The organism is Chitinophaga sancti, from assembly GCF_034087045.1.
GTDB lineage: Bacteria > Bacteroidota > Bacteroidia > Chitinophagales > Chitinophagaceae > Chitinophaga > Chitinophaga sancti_B.
Window position 1 is genome coordinate 3,799,634 of the sequence record NZ_CP139247.1, and the last position, 20,958, is coordinate 3,820,591.

The window sequence follows — 20,958 nt, forward strand, 5'->3', positions numbered from 1 at the left end:
AGCACTTTGCTTCCTTGTTTTATCTATCAACACTTTAGTTTATAGAGTCTATGGCAGGAAGTACTACATCTTTGCTATTGGGTGATTCATGGGGTAAATAAAAAATATCAGTTAGCAAAGATCGCAATAATTGTAAAGAAAACAGTTGGTGGTTAGTGGTTATATGATCCACAATCCAAATTGCCTAACTATGGAAAATAAAAGAAAATGGAATTATTAAATGAGTTAAATAAATACTATCCTGATGATAGGACCATATTTATAGAGGAAGTTGATTTTAAAGCAGAGATACCTTATGTGATCATTCGATTTAAATACGTCAACTACATTGATGAGAAGGATTGGGTAGATCAGAGATGGCAAGTAAATTTGAAAGGATTTAAGGTAGCCATTGTTTCAGCAGAGACCTCTATTAATGTTGGATTTGAAACAGAACATGCATTACTGTGGGAACATCAGGATCCACTTTCGAATTTATATTTTAGTGGAGTGCCGGCAGATGTATTTAAGTTGTATTGGGATTTGACACTGGTACATAATGAATTATTTGAAAATTATGTGGAGGTAGATAGGTTTTTAAATCATCAAAATGTAAACTTCGATGAGTTATTGAAATCAGGCGCAGGACTTTTTGCGAAAGGGCCTCAACGGCTTATGTCAAAATATGCGGAGTTACTAGAAAAGCATAGTGTTAAAACAAATATATTGTCTAACCGGGAACTGAATTTATCTCCTCTTACCGTAATGTTTATAGGAAAAACTTATATTGTAGCAGAGGAATTTGATTCAATAAGATTGGTTTGAAATAAGTTACTGGAATAATAAGCATCAAATTTTGCTTGTACTTACTTGGCTTAAAAATTCATCGAAAACAATCCTGCCGACACCAGTACATGTGACGGACTTTAGTTTTTTAATAAAGATTATTGATTTTTTACTTAATTCGCTTTATTGGCTAAAGGAGAAATTCAGCAAACATTAAAAAAGGCTAATTTAGATGCTGCTACTGCGAAGAATAGATACGCAGAATTAAAGGCTGCTGCAGGTAATAAATTAACATGGATTCCGGCATAGACTAAAAAATTGAATATTAATTATCAATAAGGCAGGTTCCTTGGAACCTGCTTTTATTATTCCAATAAGAGATGCAAATTTATAAGAGTGTTCTTATTACTAAGCCACATACAGCTTCCTGGATATACAACTCGGATTCGATCATCGCCTAAAGGAGGAGGATATAGTGTGACATTTAACTAGTTAGATTCTTATGATGGATCCAAAAATCAAATTGATGATTTTTTAAGTGGATGGAGATCCGTAAGCGGAGGATATTATATTTGTATGCAATATTCCTGGTTTCATATTATTAATGTTTTATCTTTAAATTATGGGAAAGTTTTTATTTTTATTTGGATTTGTTAATATATCAATGGCTCAAACTAATGTTAAGCCTTGTTCGCAACATATACTTCTTGAAGAAATCGGCAGTGATTTTAAGTTAGAAACGTCTTTAGATACAGCTATTATAGAAGAAGGAGAAGCCTATTACATAAAAGTAGTTGTAAAAAGTTGTAAGGGTGCTATGTATCTTGAGAGATATAGAAAGGCAAGCGAAAAAATTGTTTTTAGTGGGTATTATCAGGACGCAATAAAGCAGGATACGATTGATGTTTGGGCCACCGATCCTGTAACATTGGATCGTAGACTGATAAAAAGAGGAGAATTTAAACCTATAAAAACAGGTATATGGAAATATTATGATAGTCATGGTAAGCTCATGAAAATAGATGAATATGATCAAGGAAGGCTTTTATCATCCAATTTGGTTTCTGAAGGAAATTAAATCTATTTCCTATGATATGGCCATATCATAGGAAAGTACAGGGAATAAAAATCCGCTTGAAATAATCTTTCAGAATAGAGAAATGTTTATTTGTTGAAACATACGATAAAAAACAAGTAACTACATCAAGAAAATTGCAATTGATAGTCTTGTTGTTAAACGGTTGAATTGATTTCCGAGATAAAAAATAATAACTTATAGATAATAAAACCCAATTAATCAGGTCTTATTATCTTTTTTAAGGCGACTCGCAACCTACGAGGCGCCTTATTTCCTTATCCAACCTTTACATCATATACAATCTCTTTACGATCAGCAGCCGGCTTATTACGACATCACATTATACAGCAAACCAGACGATTGTCAGTGTACTAAGTTGAATGCGCTGAAGAGCGAATACACAGCGAAAGGAACAAGCCTCACATTTGCTGCTTACCTGACGGCTACGAGAGGTATCCATATGACCCAGGCGAACCTGGATTCCTTGTTGAGCTCATGTAATGGTAATAGCACGTGTGTCAGCCTTACATCTCCTATTACTATTCCACCGGCATTACAGTGCTATACGGGCGATATCTGTATAGGTTGTAAGGTAATTGATACAATGTATAATAGTTATATAGCCAAATATCCGGGTAATGCCCCAGTAAGAGAGACAACAGATAGCGTGCAGATGAAGAAGAACCAGTTGTTCGAAAACTATATGAATGTGAGACTGGGCTTTAATAAGCATTATTGGGAGTATATGGACTTCAGGACTAACCAATGCCAGATCAGTGATACGACAGGCGGCGGAGGTACTGTCATAGCGAGGGTTTCAAATGTTTCTGATCCAGTTGCTGATACTATATTATTATGTGGAAAGTCAGTGACTATCTTTACAACAGTCAAGGATACAATCAACAATTGTTCTGATAGTTCATTCCTGGTATATAGTAAGGGGTATGATCTATACAATAATTACAAGGATGTGCTGAAGAATAATTTTGATAAGGTGTATCGTGATACGGCGATTGCAGGCGGGCTGCGTGAGTTGTTTACATTAGGATATGGGACCAGTGAGTATCAGTATACTTTGTATTATTATGATCAGGCGGGGAACCTGACCAGGACGATTCCGCCAGCGGGAGTGGTGATAGATCGGAGTGCAACCTGGAAGGCGAATCTGGCAGCAGCGAGAAGAGCGGGTACACGGTTCGTGCCGGGACATCAGATGGCGACGGAGTATAGGTATAATACGCTGGGTATGGTTGTATCAAAGAAAACGCCGGATGATAGTATTACAAATTACTGGTATGATAAATTAGGTAGGGCGGTTGTTTCTCAGAATGTGAAACAATCATTAGCTAAAAACTATAGTTATACAAACTTTGATGCACTGGGCAGGCCGATTGAGGTAGGAGAGCTAACGAGTGCTACAGCGATGGCTAGTACAATTAGCCGAAGTGAGCAAAGTTTAGCAAGCTGGTTGAACGCTGCGGCAGCTACCCGTACGCAGATTACAAAAACGGTTTATGATATTGCTTATTATGCATCTGATACCGTGCTGGTGCAGGATAATCTCAGAAACAGGGTTTCGTGGATGGCCATGTTTGATGCTGCTGCGTCGCTAAATACTACAGATGGATTGGATTATTCGAGTGGTACATTCTATAGTTATGATATCCATGGTAATGTTAAGTCCTTGTTACAGGACTACAAGCATGGAAATATGCTTATAAATGGTAACCGCTTCAAGACTATTAATTATCAATATGATTTAATTAGTGGTAAGGTTAATTTTGTAGCGTATGAGCCAGGGAAGAAGGATGCCTTTTATCATCGTTATAGCTATGATGCTGAAAACCGCCTGACCAACGTTGAAACCAGTCACGATAGTATCTATTGGGAGAATGATGCCTGGTATGAATACTATAAGCATGGTCCGCTGGCTCGTGCAGTGATAGGTCAGCAACAGGTACAGGGTATTGATTATGCATATACCTTACAAGGGTGGCTGAAAGGGATAAACAGTACCGCGCTCACACCATCATTTGATATGGGAGGAGACGGTGCCAGTGGTAGCCTGGTAGCAAAAGATGCATTTGGATTCGGTATCCACTATTTTGGTAATAGAGAATATACACCTGTCAGTACCTCCGTTAAGCCATTTGCTGCGGCAGTTGGCAATAGTCCGTTATTCAATGGTAATATCTCTGCTATCAGCCAAAGCATTTCAACGCTTGGCACCCCGCTGGAATACACTTATTCCTACGATGTCCTCAACCGCCTTACAGGTATGGTCGCCAATAAGGGGCTGGATAGTTTAAACAACTCCTGGACCAATGCCTTCACCGCGCTTTCAGATTTCAAAGAAGCAGTTACCTATGATGGAAATGGTAATATCCTGACTTACAATCGTAATGGTAATAAAACCTTTGCAGGTTCGCCTTTAGGAATGGATAGCCTGACTTATCATTACCGTCCTGGTACAAATAAGCTTTCTTATGTAACAGACCTGGTAAGAGGTGCTAATTATGGAAATGATATTGATAATCAGTCAATTGGTAATTACAAGTACGATAGTATTGGTAATATGGTTTCTGATGTCCGTGCCGGTGTGGATAGTATTAAGTGGAATGTATATGGTAAAATAGCCAAAATATATAAGCATGATACCACTTCTATAGTCTATGCCTATGATGCAGCAGGAAACCGGATCAGTAAGTCAGTGATCAGCAAGACGCAAGATACTGTTCAGACATTCTATGTACGTGACGCTACGGGCAATATACTGAGTACGTATACTTATCGGGATACATCCGTAAATAGTGGTCAGTTAAGTCAGATAGAAGCCAATCTGTATGGTTCCAGCCGTTTAGGGATGACAACATTGGCAACTAATGTACAGGATGCAACACCAACACCGACAACTAGTATCATTGGTTTAGGTTATGGGAAAAACATTACATTTACAAGAGGAAAGAAGTTCTTTGAGTTAACGAACCATCTGGGAAATGTCCTTGCAACTGTTTCGGACAGGAAAACGGGGGTGTCCCTTGATAGTTCCAGAATAAGTAGTTATAATCCTGTTATTACTTCTGCCCAGGAATACTATCCATTCGGTATGTTGATGCCTGGTAGAGGTGGTCATATAGGCACAGGAAAGAATGTTGCGGGTAGTACTGTTGTAATGAATGGAGATACCATCCCTGCGACACTGACAGTCACTCAGCGGACGAATAATACTCCGGGAACCTATATGGCTACGCAGGTGATAAGTTTTGAAGGGGAGTTTGCAAGTGGGACAGCAGATGAATTTACAACTTTGTTTGTAGATCAGACAAATACGGATCCTGGTACTGAAACGGGAGTGAGTTATGGTATAGCTGCGAAGGGGTATAGGTATGGATTTAATGGGCAGGAAAAAGATGATGATATAAAAGGAGAGGGAAATAGTTACACTGCACAATTTTGGGAATATGATCCAAGGGTAGCAAGACGATGGAATTTAGATCCAGTTGTTGATCCTGGTATTAGCCAATATGCTACTTTTAACAGTAATCCTATTACAATGAGTGATCCTAATGGGGATTGTGCAACCTGCCCTAAAAATGGAAAGCCAGGAGATACTCATAGTGAAGTAGATATAGGCGGAACTACGCCAACAGGTGGTTTTGTTCTCGCTGGAAAAGGGGCGACATTGAACTATACTAATACTGGAAATGATGGGCAGCCTAATTGGGTAATATCTGGGTTTAAAAATAAAGATGGTGCCTATACATGGGATAATGATAAGAAATGGTATTTAAACTCTAAAGGAGCAGAGTATAGCCAAAATTTTATTTTTGACATTTATGGTTGGGTTTCAAGTAGTACAGGAAAACCAATGTCGGAGGCAGCAAAAAACGTTTTAGATGGAACTCCGCTTAAAGATACCCGGGAAAACTATCAGCAATATAAAGATAATGGTGGTGGGTATGGAGTTGCGGGTTTCATAGGGACAGGAATAATTACTTCTTTGAAAGACTGGGGAGAAGATATTAGAGCTGGTGGACATAGAAGAGGACAGGCTATTATTGGTGCATGGCAATTTACAAAGGATTTTGCTGCACCTGCAGGTGTTTACTCTAATACGGAAGCACAGATAGGAACGAAGTTAGAATACGTATTTGGTAAGGCAACAGGGAATGCACATAATATTGAACGTTCAACAGGGATGTTACGACAACTTGAAAGTATAGGTGTTTTTGATAATGCAGCAGGACGGTCTTTACTGAATGCCCATTTACAAGGAGCTTATTATAGTAGTAAAGCAATACTTCAAGCTAATGGTCGTTACTTGCGAGAATCTTTATTAATGGGCCCCCGCGGAGGTATTTTAGTAGAAAGTATATGGGATGGAAATAAATTAATAACTGTTAAATTAATTGGCGGGAAATAATATGAAACAAATCATTGAAAATAGATATTTAAAAGCGTTTGGATTTTCCTCTGTCGAAGAAGCCACAACCTTTTATAATAACCAAAAAGTTGAAAGAAGTTTATCTATTGAGGACGGGTCTGGTGATAATTATTACTGTTATGTTTGCTGTCATTCACTAACGAGGGAAAAGCAGTTTGTTTTATCTTTTAGTAGTGATAAGAGTGAAGATAATTTAAATTTCCTGTTTTGGAATAGTATGATTGTATTGGATACAGGTAGGAATATTTATTTAATAGATGAAAATCTTAGCATTAAGACTTCTTTCGAGATTACCACATCGTTAGTCGGGCTTTATTTAATTAACGATGAAAGGTTACTTTTATTAGAAGAAGCCTATATGCGAGTGATAGATTACAGAGGTCAGATTCTAAAGAGCGAACTATTTGACCTGATAGACGATTTTAGTATTAAGGGCAATGTGCTGTCTTTACAAACAAACGACAATAACAAAGTAATTGAACTAGCATAGTGATATAAAGAGAAGGATTATTTTATTAAATGTGTAAATTTCAAAATCGAGGTTATAGACTCATTTAGGTTTTTACTCTATCCCCAAATATAATTAGCAACTGATTCAGGACCATGCACCAATTTTTAATTGGCATGGTCCATTTTTTTGACACCTTTCCGGGTGGAATGTATTGTGAAAATAGCTAAAATATATAAGCATGACACTACTTCTATCGTCTATGCCTATGATGCAGCTGGAAACCGGATCAGTAAGTCAGTGATCAGCAAGACGCAAGATACTGTTCAGACATTCTATGTACGTAAACCTTCGGGCATCCCCATATTCCTCAGAGGTCATTTATTCCAAAAAAAGTTGTATAGGCTGTTAATAAGATGTGCAGATTTCCCCATTGGTAAAATATAATAGCGTTGAGAGGTGTAGTATTTTTGAGGAGTTATTTTTACCATTAAATACATAGGTATGCCTCATTACATTGTGTTGGTCATTGGAATACAAATGATAAGCAAGGTGAGAAAAGGAAAATAATAGTATTGTTAGCTCAGTTTCCAAGAAAAGAATTGACAGTTCAGTATTCGATGGATGAGATGCAACAGTAAAACCAGACAGTCAATTTGCTTAACTTTACAAAGCAATGACGACAAAAAGAACAAAACAGATACGCAGGAAGTATGACGCGACCTTCAAAGCAGAAGTAATGAAAGTGGTAGCTTCCGGCCGTTCAGTATCTGAAATCGCCGAGGCCATGGGTATTGGGGAAAACCTAGTATATCAATGGAAGAATGCAGATAAGGCTTCCAGGCAAGCTACAATTAATGTTATCAACGATGGACCTACCCAATTAGATTTATTATCAGAAAAATGAACGTCTGAGGGCAGAACTACGTCGTACAGAGCAAGAACGCGAGATCTTAAAAAAAGCCTTGGGAATTTTCAGCCGCGGGAATCAGTGAGAATTTATTCGTTCATTGATAACCTGAAAAGCGAATATCCTGTTCAAATTCTATGCGACGTATTGTCGGTTAGCCGTAGCTGCCATTATAATTGGAAAAATAACAAGACATATCAATCCAATCCTGGCAGAAAGACGATAGAAGAACAGATCGTAGGCATTTTTAAGGAAAACAGGCGTCGATTTGGCACTCGAAGGGTGGTTAAGGCCCTCCACCATCAGGTGATTAAAACGAGCGGTTATAAGGTCAGGAAAACATTGTTAAAAAATGGATTGAAGGCAATTCAGCCTAAGTCTTTCGTACCTAAAACTACTGATAGCCGTCATCCATACTTAATAAGTCCAAACCTACATAAACAACGCGGCTTCCCAGAGAAGTTAAATGAAACCTGGGTGGGCAACATTACCTACATTCCGATGGCTGATGGGAGCTTCCATTATTTGTCTGTCTGGATGGACTATCGTCTTTATGGAAATTTGGAAACTTATGTTGAAAATGGCAAAGAAATACCGATTATTGTATTTAGGGGAGTAGAATGACTCATTGGTAACTATGAAAGAGAATCTTAAAATAATTCAAAAAGTTATTAGAGAAAAATTTGAGGTAAATAATTTGAAACGTATGTTGTTTGAATATTTATCGAAGATGGAAGATGATTATGCAATTTTAAAAGTCGATATGGATTATGAATTGCTAGCTTATAATTTAACTTCTCAGCAAAACGAAATATTCAAAATTTCGTTAGATGATAATTTCACGATTTTTCAGTATAAAGCTCTCTATGAATATGATATCGATTTTTACTACCATATCCATGTCGCTATTGGTCATTTTAAAGAAAATGATTTTGGATTTACCATTGACAAATGCTTAGCACTATTTAAATTTAATGACGATTTAAGTTTGTATGATGTTGTATTTACAATTCATGAATGTTATAAATCTTAATTTCGATACAGTCTAATATCTCAATAACTTAATAATATTTTGTATCAGGATTGTTTTTGCATTCCTGATACTTTTTTAAAAAGGAATTAAATCAATTATTGTTAGTATGCTACAGCATTTTGAAGTAATTCAGCATATTTTGAAAGAGACTTTTGAGATTGATAAAATGAAAAGTGACCTAATTGAATATCTATCATTAAAGGAAGATGGATTAAATTTGATTAAAGTGGGAGCTAAGTATGAGGTTTGGGCTTATAACAATAGTCTGCAGAAAAAGGAGCCTTATATTGTTTCTCCAAATGAAAAACTGACAATATATACTTATAGGGTAGTTGATGATCTGCAAGCTGGGTTTCAATGTCACGTATATATTGCCATAGGTAATTATCAGAAGGTAGATCATCTCTTCACGACTGACAAGTGCATAGCAATATTTAAATATGATGGTGAATTAAATTTAGCTGAAATCGAATTTTTTATGGAGGAAATTTATAAGCCATGACAACCTAATCGTTAAGAACTAAATTTTTTTATTACTATTAAAGATAAAATGGGTAAGAGTATATGTTTTAGCCATTTTATCCATAAGCTATTATATCAAATTAGCCGAAGTGAGCTAAGTTTAGCAAGCTGGTTGAATGCAGCAGCGGCTACCCGTACACAAATTATAAAAACGGTTTATGATATTGCTTATTATGCATCTGATACCGTGCTGGTGCAGGATAATCTTAAAATAGAGAATATACACCTGTTAATACTTCCGTTAAGCCATTTGCTGCGGCAGTTGGCAATAGCCCGTTATTCAATGGTAATATCTCTGCTATCAGCCAAAGCATTTCAACGCTTGGCACCCCGTTGGAATACACTTATTCCTACGACGTCCTTAACCGCCTTACAGGTATGGTCGCCAATAAAGGGTTGGATAGTATAAATAACTCCTGGACCAATGCCTTCACAGCGCTTTCAGATTTCAAAGAAGCGGTTACCTATGATGGAAATGGTAATATCCTGACTTATAATCGTAATGGTAATAAAACCTTTGCAGGCTCACCTTTAGGAATGGATAGCCTGACTTATCATTATCGTTTTGGTACAAATAAGCTTTCCTATGTAACAGACCTGGTCAGAGGCGCTAATTATGGAAATGATATTGATAATCAGTCAATTGGCAATTACAAGTACGATAGTATTGGTAATATGGTTTCTGATGTTCGTGCCGGTGTGGATAGTATCAAGTGGAATGTATATGGTAAAATAGCCAGGATATACAAGCATGACACCACTTCTATCGTTTATGCCTATGATGCCGCTGGAAACCGGATCAGTAAGTCAGTAATCAGCAAAACGCAAGATACTGTCCAGACATTCTATGTACGTGACGCTACGGGCAATATACTGAGTACGTATACTTATCGGGATACATCCGTAAATAGTGGCCAGTTAAGTCAGATAGAAGCCAATTTGTATGGTTCCAGCCGTTTAGGGATGACAACCTTGGCAACTAATGTACAGGATGCAACACCAACACCGACAACTAGTATCATAGGGTTAGGTTATGGAGAAAACATTACATTTACAAGAGGAAAGAAGTTCTTTGAGTTAACGAACCACCTGGGTAACGTTCTCGCTACTGTTTCAGATAGGAAGATTGGATTGTCCCTTGATAGTTCCAGAATAAGTCATTATAACCCGGTTATTACTTTTGCCCAGGAATACTATCCTTTCGGTATGTTGATGCCTGGTAGAGGAGGGCATATAGGGACAGGAAGGAATGTTGCGGGTAGTACTGTAGTAATGAATGGAGATACCATCCCTGCGACACTGACAGTCACTCAGCGGACGAATAATACTCCGGGAACCTATATGGCTACGCAGGTGATAAGTTTTGAAGGGGAGTTTGCAAGTGGGGCTGGTGATGAGTTAACTACGCTGTTTGTAGATCAGACGAGTGCCGATCCTGGGACTGAGAGTGGAATAAGTTATGGTATAGCATCTAAAGGATATCGATATGGATTTAATGGCAAGGAGAATGATAATGAGGTGAAGGGAGAGGGGAACCAGTTAAACTTTGGCGCAAGAGTATATGATCCACGGATAGGAAAATGGTTTTCCGTAGATAAGGTTGTAAAATCGGATTTATCGCCGTATCAATATGGGAAAAACGATCCTATAATTAATATAGATGCTGATGGAAATGATGAAATTTATTTTAATTTATTGACGAGTAATTGGGTATATAAACCTGCACCAGGTAGAAATCGTTACTTTGTTACAATTTATCAAATTAATAATCATAAACTTGAAGAAGTTCATCGTGAATTTTTTCCTCATAACCCAAAGTCGCATAGTGGATTGACGAGAACAGATATGGGGCTTTTAGGTGATGTTCGTGATGTTGATGCTACTACATTAGCAAAGTTTGTTCAACGCAATCCATCAATAGTTCCCTTTCTTTCTGTCAGTGGTAACAAAGCTGATTATGAGTTAGAAAAGTATGTGAATGTTAGAAATGCGTTTTCTAAATTGGAGGATGGAGTTAATACAGCTACTGCTACTGCCGCAGTTATTGAGGGCGGATATGGTTTATTTCGTAGTGCCGGACTTCTGAAAGTTTTTAGCTTTTCAAAAGTTAGTGGTATTGAAGCCTCTGTTTCAGTAGCAAGTGCCGCAGGAGGGAAGAGCGCTCCTATGAGTATTGAGAGAATCATTAAACGAGGAGAAAAATTAGAAGATATTGTTAATGAAGCAAAGGGTCTTACCTGGACTACAGGAAATGAACATGCTGTTGTCACATTGACAAATGGAGAACGTGCTTTAGTAAGTGGTGGACCTGGTGGTATAATATTTAAGCGCAGCGAGGTTAAATTATTATTTGGACATACCCATCCTACTTCTGCTCCACCAAGTAGTACCGACGCCACAGCTTTAACAGAATTAGGCCAAACTAAACAATATGTTTATCATGGAGGAGAAATAAGTGTTGTAAGACCAAAATAAAATAATGAAGAATGAGTATATTGATCCCGGGCACAACTAGGTGTCCTATTTGTAATCTTGAAATAGAAAGCGAAAATGAGGCTTATTCATTTCCAGCTTTTGTAATTAATGTTAATGATCCACTTTATGGTTTTAGTGATGCGAGTTTTCACCTACGATGTTTGGAGAATACAAAGGGGGGAGGGATTGCTGTAAAATATGCAAATTTGTTTATGGAAAGTATTAAGCCATTAAACAGAGTTTGTATAATAGGAGGTAATCTTATCACTAAGTATGAGAATCATATTTTTATCGATTATTTGACTTCAGATGTAAATGAATACTTACACAAGATGAACTTTGCCCATATTGATAAAATGAATTTACCCTATTGGAAAGATAGAGAGGAATTTATATTAAAATTGGTGAATCTCAAAGAGCGTGGTGAATGGAAAGATGTGGGTGTTAATAAGTACCTGGATAAATTGATTTGTCAGTTGTCTTAGAATGCTATTTAATAGCTTGTGATTTCTTCAAGGTTAAGTGTAATGCATTACAATGGTAAAAGGATTATTTGCTTTAACAATATTAATTTCTATGTTGTCAGCTTGTTGGGATGCTTCCGGTACGCTGTTGGGTTCGGATTACAGGTTGTTTAAGGATACACCTGCCTCGGAATTAGCCAGGGCAGTAAAACGTGAGGATACCACCGCTATCAGGGGCATTGCCAGCGGTAATAAAATGTTTATTGATTTTCAGGAGCCGGTTTATGGCAAAACCTTACTGATGCTTGCTGTTACGATTTACAAATTCAGAAATATAATAATAGTGTCTGTATTGCAATTTGGCCAGATAAAGGACAATATGAAATTCTGGACTACCAATTTTTTCGTTAGTATATTGGAACTGAACAAAGCTGGCGTTTCCTACAAAATATTTTAGAAGGATAGTGATGGACATGAGATGAGGCAGAAGGATATAGGCTGGATTTCTAACCCATTATCATTGATCCGAAACATCTGGGTAATGTCCTTGCAACTGTTTCGGACAGGAAAATTGGAGTGTCACTTGATAGTTCCAGTATAATCAGTTATAATCCGGTTATTACTTCTGCGCAGGAATACTATCCTTTCGGTATGTTGATGCCTGGTAGAGGCGGGCATATAGGTACAGGAAGGAATGTTGCGGGTAGTACCGTTGTAATGAATGGAGAAACCATCCTTGCGACACTGACAGTCACTCAGCGGACGAATAATACTCCTGGAACCTATATGGCTACGCAGGTAATAAGTTTTGAAGGGGAGATTGCAAGTGGAACTGGTGATGAGTTTACGACGCTTTTTGTAGATCAGACGAGTGCCGATCCAGGGACTGAAAGTGGAATAAGTTATGGTATAGCAGCGAAGGGTTATCGGTATGGATTTAATGGGCCGGAAAAAGATGATGATATAAAAGGAGAGGGAAATAGTTACACTGCACAATTTTGGGAATATGATCCAAGGGTAGCAAGACGATGGAATTTAGATCCAGTTGTTGATCCTGGTATTAGCTAATATGCTACTTGAATAATTATATGAAATACTATTCAATTAAATACTTTAATGGAAAAGATTTTTTTGAATCTAATTTATTTTTTTCCAATGTTAATCAACAGGTGGAATTGACATTTAAATCAAAAGATTTTAATATCAGAACACATGAATATTACCCTTTTTTAGCATTGATAAAATTGAGGCGAGAATTAGAATTGCTAGAAATAAAATTGATGTGCAATGGCGCTAGGTTAGATGTTTATCCTTCAAGTGGTATGATGATAGGTATAAATGCATACAAACTTGTGTTGGGTAAGCCTGTAACTAAGGAAAATATATGTAAAATATTTGATCCGGTTGATGATGTAAGTATTGTAGCTACAGTTGATGAGCAACATGCATATTATATCAAATGGTTAGATAGTTTGAAGGGTAAATCGGAATGATAAAACTATAATATTACAAGTTTTTTTTAGGGAAAAGAGGCTAGCTATTTAGTTAGCCTCTCAGATTTTATAATGGTCCTTGACATTCACAAAAATGTTGCAATAACGTATGTTGACATGCATGGCCGAACAATTGCAACAGCGCTGGCAGGAAGTCCGGATAGTGCAAATCTTTCCGCATTGCCAGGTGTTACACCGCTGACTTACCTGGATACATTGTCACGTCAGGGTAGTAATCAACTCAAAGACCTGGCACTTGAAATAGTTGAGAGCAAGGTAGTATCAGTTGATGCTACTTATACGTTCCACTACAATTTGAACACACCTTCTGTAAAGATGCCGGATTGCAATGGTGTCATCGTTAACTATCCTGTACGATACGATCTGTATATTACTATCACGGACGACGCAAATAACCAGCGTTTACCTGGTAAAAAAGCCTATGAAAGAGTATTCCGTAACTATACAGCAGGTACAGATCCCACTGCAAATTCAACAGTACAAAATATCGATGTAACTGATTCATTGGCGTTGACTTCGGGATCTTACCTGATCACGAAGCGTCTTGTAGTGAACAGTGATGCACTTGCTTATTACCGGGACAATATTTACATGGCCAAATCCCTATGTAAAACGCTGGATGATTTTATCAATGATCAAAGAGCATTGCAGTCTACAACGGAATGTTTACCATCCTGCCAGGCATGTTTTGTAAGTATTGGTAGCTGGGATAACTTCCGGGCTAATTATATGAGCATTGGTCAGATCCAGGATACTGCCGCCAGCCGGGGTGCTGCATGGACGGCTTATGAAGCAGCCATCGATGCCTGTAATGCGCTGTGCGATAGTACTGCTCAGACTACAAATGTAATAAAACCTTTGCAGGTTCGCCTTTAGGAATGGATAGCCTGACTTATCATTATCGTCCTGGTACAAATAAGCTTTCTTATGTAACAGACTTAGTAAGAGGAGCTAATTATGGAAATGATATTGATAATCAGTCCGTTGGTAATTACAAGTACGATAGTATTGGTAATATGGTTTCTGATGTTCGTGCCGGTGTGGATAGCATCAAGTGGAATGTATATGGTAAAATAGCCAAAATATATAAACATGATACCACTTCTATAGTCTATGCCTATGATGCAGTTGGAAACCGGATCAGTAAGTCAGTGATCAGCAAGACGCAAGATACTGTCCAGACATTCTATGTACGTGACGCTACGGGCAATATACTGAGTACGTATACTTATCGGGATACATCCGTAAATAGTGGCCAGTTAAGTCAGATAGAAGCCAATTTGTATGGTTCCAGCCGTCTGGGGATGACAACCCTGGCAACTAATGTACAGGATGCAACACCAACACCGACAACTAGTATCATAGGGTTAGGTTATGGAGAAAACATTACATTTACAATAGGAAAGAAGTTCTTTGAGTTAACGAACCACCTGGGTAACGTTCTCGCTACTGTTTCAGATAGGAAGATTGGATTGTCCCTTGATAGTTCCAGAATAAGTCATTATAACCCGGTTATTTCTTCTGCCCAGGAATACTATCCTTTCGGTATGCTGATGCCTGGAAGAGGAGGTCATATAGGGACAGGAAAGAATGTTGCGGGTAGTACTGTTGTAATGAATGGAGATACCATCCCTGCGACACTGACAGTCACTCAGCGGACAAATAATACTCCCGGAACCTATATGGCTACGCAGGTGATAAGTTTTGAAGGAGAGTTTGCAAGTGGAACTGGTGATGAGTTTACGACGCTTTTTGTAGATCAGACGAGTGCGGATCCTGGTACTGAAAGTGGAATAAGTTATGGTATAGCTGCGAAGGGGTATCGGTATGGGTTTAATGGGAAGGAGAATGATAATGAGGTCAAGGGTGAAGGAAATGAACAGGATTATGGGATGAGAATTTATGATACAAGGATAGGTAAATTCCTTAGCCAGGATCCACTCATTAAAGAATATCCATTTTATACACCCTATCAGTTTGCAGGTAATAAGCCAATTTGGGCTACAGATCTTGATGGTTTAGAAGAATTGATTATACAATACAAATTTGAAAATGGACATGCCACTTTCTTAAAACTTATTGATAATAAACAGATGGTCTTGCAATATTCTTCAAATTCGGAGAAGAATGGTCAAACTCCATTTAAAGTACAGATCTATGATAAGAGGACTAATAAATTAATGTCTCCAAAAGATAAAGGAATGGTGCAATACCAGTATTTTGATGAAAAAGGAAATCGACTGGATATTCGCAGGGATTATACAGGGGCGTATGTAAAAGGAGATAATGAATTTATGCCTATTTTTTATAAAAACCTTTTTGGTTCAATTTACATAGGGGGCACGAACCCTAAATATATAGGAGCTGATGGAAATGAGTATCCTGATTATCGTAGAGAACCTAGTGATGAAACTGATGCAGCTGCTTTGGAGCATGATGTGAATTATGACAAAGCTGGTGCTGCCGGAGCCCCGGATGCATTTTTTAATATGAATGTTAAAAGCGCAGACCGAAAACTGATAAATAGTTCGAATAAAGTAGTGGAAAAGCAAAAAAGTGGCCAAACAGATGATGTTACTGGAAAACCAGTAACAGAGAGAACTGCTGGTCGGGCTTCAAAAGTATCTACGTTCTTTGGGATGATTAATAGTTGGTGGATCTTTAAAGGAGACGTTCCTAAAATGCCAGCCAGCGAGCAGGACAGAATACTTCGATCATCTATGAATTTAGTTCCATAAAATGGCAAAAATAAAAAGGGGCAGATTGAATAATCTGCCCCTTTTTATAACTCTCTTTTTATTTTTTCAATAAAGTACTCTTTAAATAATTTTTGATACTTTCTTTTTTCGAAAAATCCCAAATCCCCGGATAGTTTAAGTGGTTTATCTATTGGTCCTGCAGTTGTTAATGTTATTTCTGCTATTGTGTCATAAGGAGGATCATATTTGGGAAAGATATAAGCCATTTTGTATACTGATGAGCCATCCCTGATAGTAATGTAATATTCGTAAGTATCGGGTACAATTTCAACAGATTTAAATTTATCACTTGAATATTCTTTATGAATAGACAGGTAGTTAGCAACAACCGTTTGTAGTCGTGAAGGTGAAATGTTTTCAAATTTATATCTTTCAATGTGTCCTAAAACGCCCCCACAAGCATAGAGCATTATTAATGGAAAGAGAGAGAGTTTTAAAATGAATTTGTAATTGAGCATATTTTGAGTTTAATGTCATTATTGTATTTCAATCCAATGATACTAAAAATTGAGCCAACTTAAAATGAGAAAATCATAGAATTTTAGGTGTAATACATACAAAAGTTTCCAGGCAGTATTGGATGCCTATTATGCGGGTAAAAACCTCCCTGCTTATACCTGCAATGCTTACCAGATTACCTCACCGGCACCTTACGATCAGCAGCCCGCTTATTACGACATCACCTTATACAGCAAACCAGCCGATTGTCAGTGTACTAAGTTGAATGCGCTGAAGAGTGAATACACAGCAAAAGGAACAAACCTCACATTTGCAGCTTACCTGACGGCTACGAGAGGTATCCATATGACCCAGGCGAACCTGGATTCCTTGTTGAGCTCATGTAATGGTACCCGCACGTGCATCAGCCTTACCTCTCCTGTTACTATTCCACCGGCATTACAGTGCTATACGGGAGATATCTGTATAGGTTGTAAGGTAATTGATACAATGTATAATAGTTATATAGCCAAATATCCGGGTAATGCCCCAGTAAGAGAGACAACAGATAGCGTGCAGATGAAGAAGAACCAGTTGTTCGAAAACTATATGAACGTGAGACTGGGCTTTAATAAGCATTATTGGGAGTATATGGACTTCAGGACTAACCAGTGCCAGATCAGTGATACGACAGGCGGCGGAGGTACTGTCATAGCAAGGGTTTCTAATGTCTCTGATCCAGTTGCTGATACTATATTATTATGTGGAAAGTCAGTGACTATCTTTACAACAGTCAAGGATACAATCAACAATTGTTCTGATAGTGCATTCCTGGTATATAGCAAGGGGTATGATCTATACAATAATTACAAGGATGTCCTGAAGAATAATTTTGATAAGATTTATCGTGATACGGCGATTGCTGGCGGGCTGCGTGAGTTGTTTACATTAGGATATGGTACCAGTGAGTATCAGTATACTTTGTATTATTATGACCAGGCGGGGAACCTGACGAGGACAATTCCGCCAGCGGGTGTGGTGATAGATCGGAGTGCGACATGGAAGGCAAATCTGGCAGCGGCAAGAAGGGCGGGTACACGGTTCGTGCCTGCGCATCAGATGGCGACGGAGTATAGGTATAATACGTTGAATCAGATTGCCTCAAAGAAAACACCTGATGATAGTATTACTAATTACTGGTATGATAAATTAGGTAGAGCGGTTGTTTCTCAGAATGCGAAACAATCTTTAGCAAAAAACTATAGTTATACAAACTTTGATGCACTGGGTAGGCCGATTGAGGTAGGAGAGCTAACGAGTGCTACAGCCATGACTAGTACAATTAGCCGAAGTGAGCAAAGTTTAGCAAGCTGGTTGAACGCTGCGGCAGCTACCCGTAAGCAGATTACAAAAACGGTTTATGATATTGCTTATTATGCATCTGATACCGTGCTGGTGCAGGATAATCTCAGAAACAGGGTTTCGTGGATGGCCATGTTTGATGATGCTGCATCTCTGAATACTACAGATGGATTAGATTATTCGAATGGTACATTCTATAGTTATGATATCCATGGTAATGTGAAGTCCCTGTTACAGGACTACAAGCATGGAAATATGCTTATAAATGGTAACCGCTTCAAGACTATTAATTATGAGTATGATTTAATTAGTGGTAAGGTTAATTTTGTAGCGTATGAGCCAGGGAAGAAGGATGCCTTTTATCATCGTTATAGCTATGATGCGGAAAACCGCCTGACCAATGTTGAAACCAGTCATGATAGTATCTATTGGGAAAATGACGCCTGGTATGAATACTATAAGCATGGTCCGCTGGCTCGTGCAGTGATAGGTCAGCAACAGGTACAGGGTATTGATTATGCATATACATTACAAGGGTGGCTGAAAGGGATAAACAGTACCGCGCTCACACCAACATTTGATATAGGAGGTGACGGTGCCAGTGGTAGCCTGGTAGCGAAGGATGCATTTGGATTCGGTATCCACTACTTTGGTAATAGAGAATATACACCTGTTAGTACCTCCGTTAAGCCATTTGCTGCGGCAGTTGGCAATAGTCCGTTATTCAATGGTAATATCTCTGCTATCAGCCAAAGCATTTCAACACTTGGCACCCCGTTGGAATATACTTATTCCTACGACGTCCTCAACCGCCTTACAGGTATGGTCGCCAATAAAGGGCTGGATAGTTTAAACAACTCCTGGACCAATGCCTTCACAGCGCTTTCAGATTTCAAAGAAGCGGTTACCTATGATGGAAATGGTAATATCCTGACTTATAATCGTAATGGTAATAAAACCTTTGCAGGTTCGCCTTTAGGAATGGATAGCCTGACTTATCATTATCGTCCTGGTACAAATAAGCTTTCTTATGTAACAGACTTAGTAAGAGGAGCTAATTATGGAAATGATATTGATAATCAGTCCGTTGGTAATTACAAGTACGATAGTATTGGTAATATGGTTTCTGATGTTCGTGCCGGTGTGGATAGTATTAAGTGGAATGTATATGGTAAAATAGCCAAAATATATAAGCATGATACCACTTCTATCGTCTATGCCTATGATGCAGCAGGAAACCGGATCAGTAAGTCAGTAATCAGCAAGACGCAAGATACTGTTCAGACATTCTATATACGTGACGCTACGGGCAATATACTGAGTACGTATACTTATCGGGATACATCAGTTAATAGTGGCCAGTTAAGTCAGATAGAAGCCAATTTGTATGGTTCCAGCCGTTTAGGGATGACAACATTGGCAACTAATGTACAGGATGCAACAACAACACCGACTACGAGTATTATAGGTTTAGGTTATGGAGAAAATATTACATTTACAAGAGGAAAGAAGTTCTTTGAGTTAACGAACCATTTGGGTAATGTCCTTGCAACTGTTTCGGACAGGAAGATTGGGGTGTCCCTTGATAGTTCCAGTATAAGTAGTTATAATCCCGTTATTACTTCTGCTCAGGAATACTATCCTTTCGGTATGCTGATGCCTGGAAGAGGAGGTCATATAGGGACAGGAAGGAATGTTGCGGGTAGTACTGTAGTAATGAATGGGGATACCATCCCTGCGACACTGACAGTCACTCAGCGGACAAATAATACTCCGGGAACCTATATGGCTACGCAGGTGATAAGTTTTGAAGGGGAGTTTGCAAGTGGGACTGGTGATGAGTTTACTACGCTGTTTGTGGATCAGACGAGTGCTGATCCTGGGACTGAGAGTGGAATAAGTTATGGTATAGTAGCGAAGGGGTATCGGTATGGGTTCAATGGGCAAGAAAGAAGTGATGAGATGAAAGGAGAAGGGAATAGCTATACAGCCGAGTTTTGGGAGTATGATCCGAGGATTGCAAGAAGATGGAATTTGGACCCTAAGCCAGACATATCCGTAAGTAGCTATGTCACATTTTTTAATAACCCTGTTTTACTTGGTGATCCTTTGGGGGATACAAGCTTTCGATTCAAGCCGAATGGCACTCTTTTAAGAATTGCAGATGATGGAAAAAGGGAGAACACCGGACTTATATATAGAAAAGAATATACTAAAAATGGGAAAACGTATTATGAAAATCCATTAAATTTTAAATTTGCTGATCCAGAACATGATCCTGGTGACATATTGGCGCGAAACATAACATTGGTAATCATCGTACCTGATAAGGATATTTTTGAGATACTTAAAGAATCAGGTGTTTACAATAAGGCAAACCAAGATAGAAAGTATTCTTATATGCGGGAACAAAGTAATGGTGCTGGCTCAAAAGGAAGCACGACGGACTATTCTGTATCAGCAAAGGTTCATTTCCAGGACGATGGGAAACCGGTATTGAGTAGGTTACGAGATGGCTATTTATATATAACAAGTACTCAAACAGGGACTTACGCACATAATAGATTCAATTTTGGTAACTTCCTTTGGGGCGCGGGTGCGAATAAGTTAGGGTTCGGTGAAAGGATGGCTAAGTTTGGAGCAAATGCTAATAATATACTTACACATGGGTTTGAATTGGATTCTGATGACGATCAATTTTCTATCCATTTAGGATTCGAATGGCCCAAGAAAAAATAAATCTTTT

At 38.3% G+C, this 20,958-nt stretch carries 18 protein-coding genes; 17 read left to right on the forward strand and 1 reads right to left on the reverse strand.

What is annotated here, in order from left to right; translation table 11 throughout:
- The first annotated feature begins 207 nt into the window (after positions 1–207).
- The 16 genes from SIO70_RS15605 (at position 208) to SIO70_RS15680 (ending at position 16,391) form a co-directional block, all read left to right on the forward strand.
- Entirely contained in the window at positions 208–804 is a 597-nt protein-coding gene (locus tag SIO70_RS15605) for a hypothetical protein (RefSeq protein ID WP_320581782.1), read from the forward strand.
- 147 nt (positions 805–951) lie between these two features.
- Entirely contained in the window at positions 952–1,074 is a 123-nt protein-coding gene (locus tag SIO70_RS15610; protein ID WP_320581783.1) for a hypothetical protein, read from the forward strand.
- 313 nt (positions 1,075–1,387) lie between these two features.
- Complete coding sequence (locus tag SIO70_RS15615; RefSeq protein ID WP_320581784.1) at positions 1,388–1,843, forward strand: hypothetical protein; 456 nt, start codon at positions 1,388–1,390, stop codon at positions 1,841–1,843.
- 376 nt (positions 1,844–2,219) lie between these two features.
- Entirely contained in the window at positions 2,220–6,266 is a 4,047-nt protein-coding gene (locus SIO70_RS15620; protein WP_320581785.1) for a hypothetical protein, read from the forward strand.
- 1 nt (position 6,267) lies between these two features.
- Positions 6,268–6,777, forward strand: coding sequence for a hypothetical protein (locus tag SIO70_RS15625; RefSeq protein ID WP_320581786.1), 510 nt, complete (start codon positions 6,268–6,270; stop codon positions 6,775–6,777).
- Positions 6,778–7,411: 634 nt separating this feature from the next.
- On the forward strand, positions 7,412–7,642 hold the full coding sequence (locus tag SIO70_RS15630) for a transposase (protein WP_320581787.1): 231 nt from the start codon (positions 7,412–7,414) through the stop codon (positions 7,640–7,642).
- 84 nt (positions 7,643–7,726) lie between these two features.
- Positions 7,727–8,269 carry an IS3 family transposase gene (locus SIO70_RS15635; protein WP_320581788.1) on the forward strand — a complete coding sequence of 181 codons (543 nt, stop codon included), beginning with the start codon at positions 7,727–7,729 and terminating at the stop codon, positions 8,267–8,269.
- Between the two features lie 13 nt (positions 8,270–8,282).
- Positions 8,283–8,678: a hypothetical protein gene (locus tag SIO70_RS15640; RefSeq protein WP_320581789.1), complete on the forward strand. Its 396-nt coding sequence runs from the start codon at positions 8,283–8,285 to the stop codon at positions 8,676–8,678.
- A gap of 106 nt (positions 8,679–8,784) precedes the next feature.
- Positions 8,785–9,180 carry a hypothetical protein gene (locus tag SIO70_RS15645; protein WP_320581790.1) on the forward strand — a complete coding sequence of 132 codons (396 nt, stop codon included), beginning with the start codon at positions 8,785–8,787 and terminating at the stop codon, positions 9,178–9,180.
- Positions 9,181–9,578: 398 nt separating this feature from the next.
- Positions 9,579–11,675, forward strand: a complete 2,097-nt coding sequence (locus SIO70_RS15650) for an RHS repeat-associated core domain-containing protein (protein ID WP_320581791.1) — start codon at positions 9,579–9,581, stop codon at positions 11,673–11,675.
- An 11-nt stretch (positions 11,676–11,686) separates the two neighbouring features.
- Entirely contained in the window at positions 11,687–12,160 is a 474-nt protein-coding gene (locus SIO70_RS15655; protein WP_320581792.1) for a hypothetical protein, read from the forward strand.
- Between the two features lie 91 nt (positions 12,161–12,251).
- On the forward strand, positions 12,252–12,596 hold the full coding sequence (locus tag SIO70_RS15660) for a hypothetical protein (RefSeq protein ID WP_320581793.1): 345 nt from the start codon (positions 12,252–12,254) through the stop codon (positions 12,594–12,596).
- A gap of 119 nt (positions 12,597–12,715) precedes the next feature.
- Complete coding sequence (locus tag SIO70_RS15665; RefSeq protein WP_320581794.1) at positions 12,716–13,207, forward strand: hypothetical protein; 492 nt, start codon at positions 12,716–12,718, stop codon at positions 13,205–13,207.
- Between the two features lie 20 nt (positions 13,208–13,227).
- Complete coding sequence (locus SIO70_RS15670) at positions 13,228–13,632, forward strand: hypothetical protein (RefSeq protein ID WP_320581795.1); 405 nt, start codon at positions 13,228–13,230, stop codon at positions 13,630–13,632.
- Positions 13,633–13,749: 117 nt separating this feature from the next.
- Positions 13,750–14,529, forward strand: a complete 780-nt coding sequence (locus SIO70_RS15675) for a hypothetical protein (RefSeq protein ID WP_320581796.1) — start codon at positions 13,750–13,752, stop codon at positions 14,527–14,529.
- A 2-nt stretch (positions 14,530–14,531) separates the two neighbouring features.
- Entirely contained in the window at positions 14,532–16,391 is a 1,860-nt protein-coding gene (locus SIO70_RS15680) for an RHS repeat-associated core domain-containing protein (protein WP_320581797.1), read from the forward strand.
- Between the two features lie 44 nt (positions 16,392–16,435).
- Here the strand turns inward: SIO70_RS15680 and SIO70_RS15685 are convergent, their stop codons facing one another.
- Entirely contained in the window at positions 16,436–16,870 is a 435-nt protein-coding gene (locus SIO70_RS15685; protein ID WP_320581798.1) for a hypothetical protein, read from the reverse strand.
- A gap of 118 nt (positions 16,871–16,988) precedes the next feature.
- Between SIO70_RS15685 and SIO70_RS15690 the strand changes: the two genes are divergently transcribed.
- Positions 16,989–20,951, forward strand: a complete 3,963-nt coding sequence (locus SIO70_RS15690) for a hypothetical protein (protein WP_320581799.1) — start codon at positions 16,989–16,991, stop codon at positions 20,949–20,951.
- Positions 20,952–20,958 lie beyond the last annotated feature (7 nt).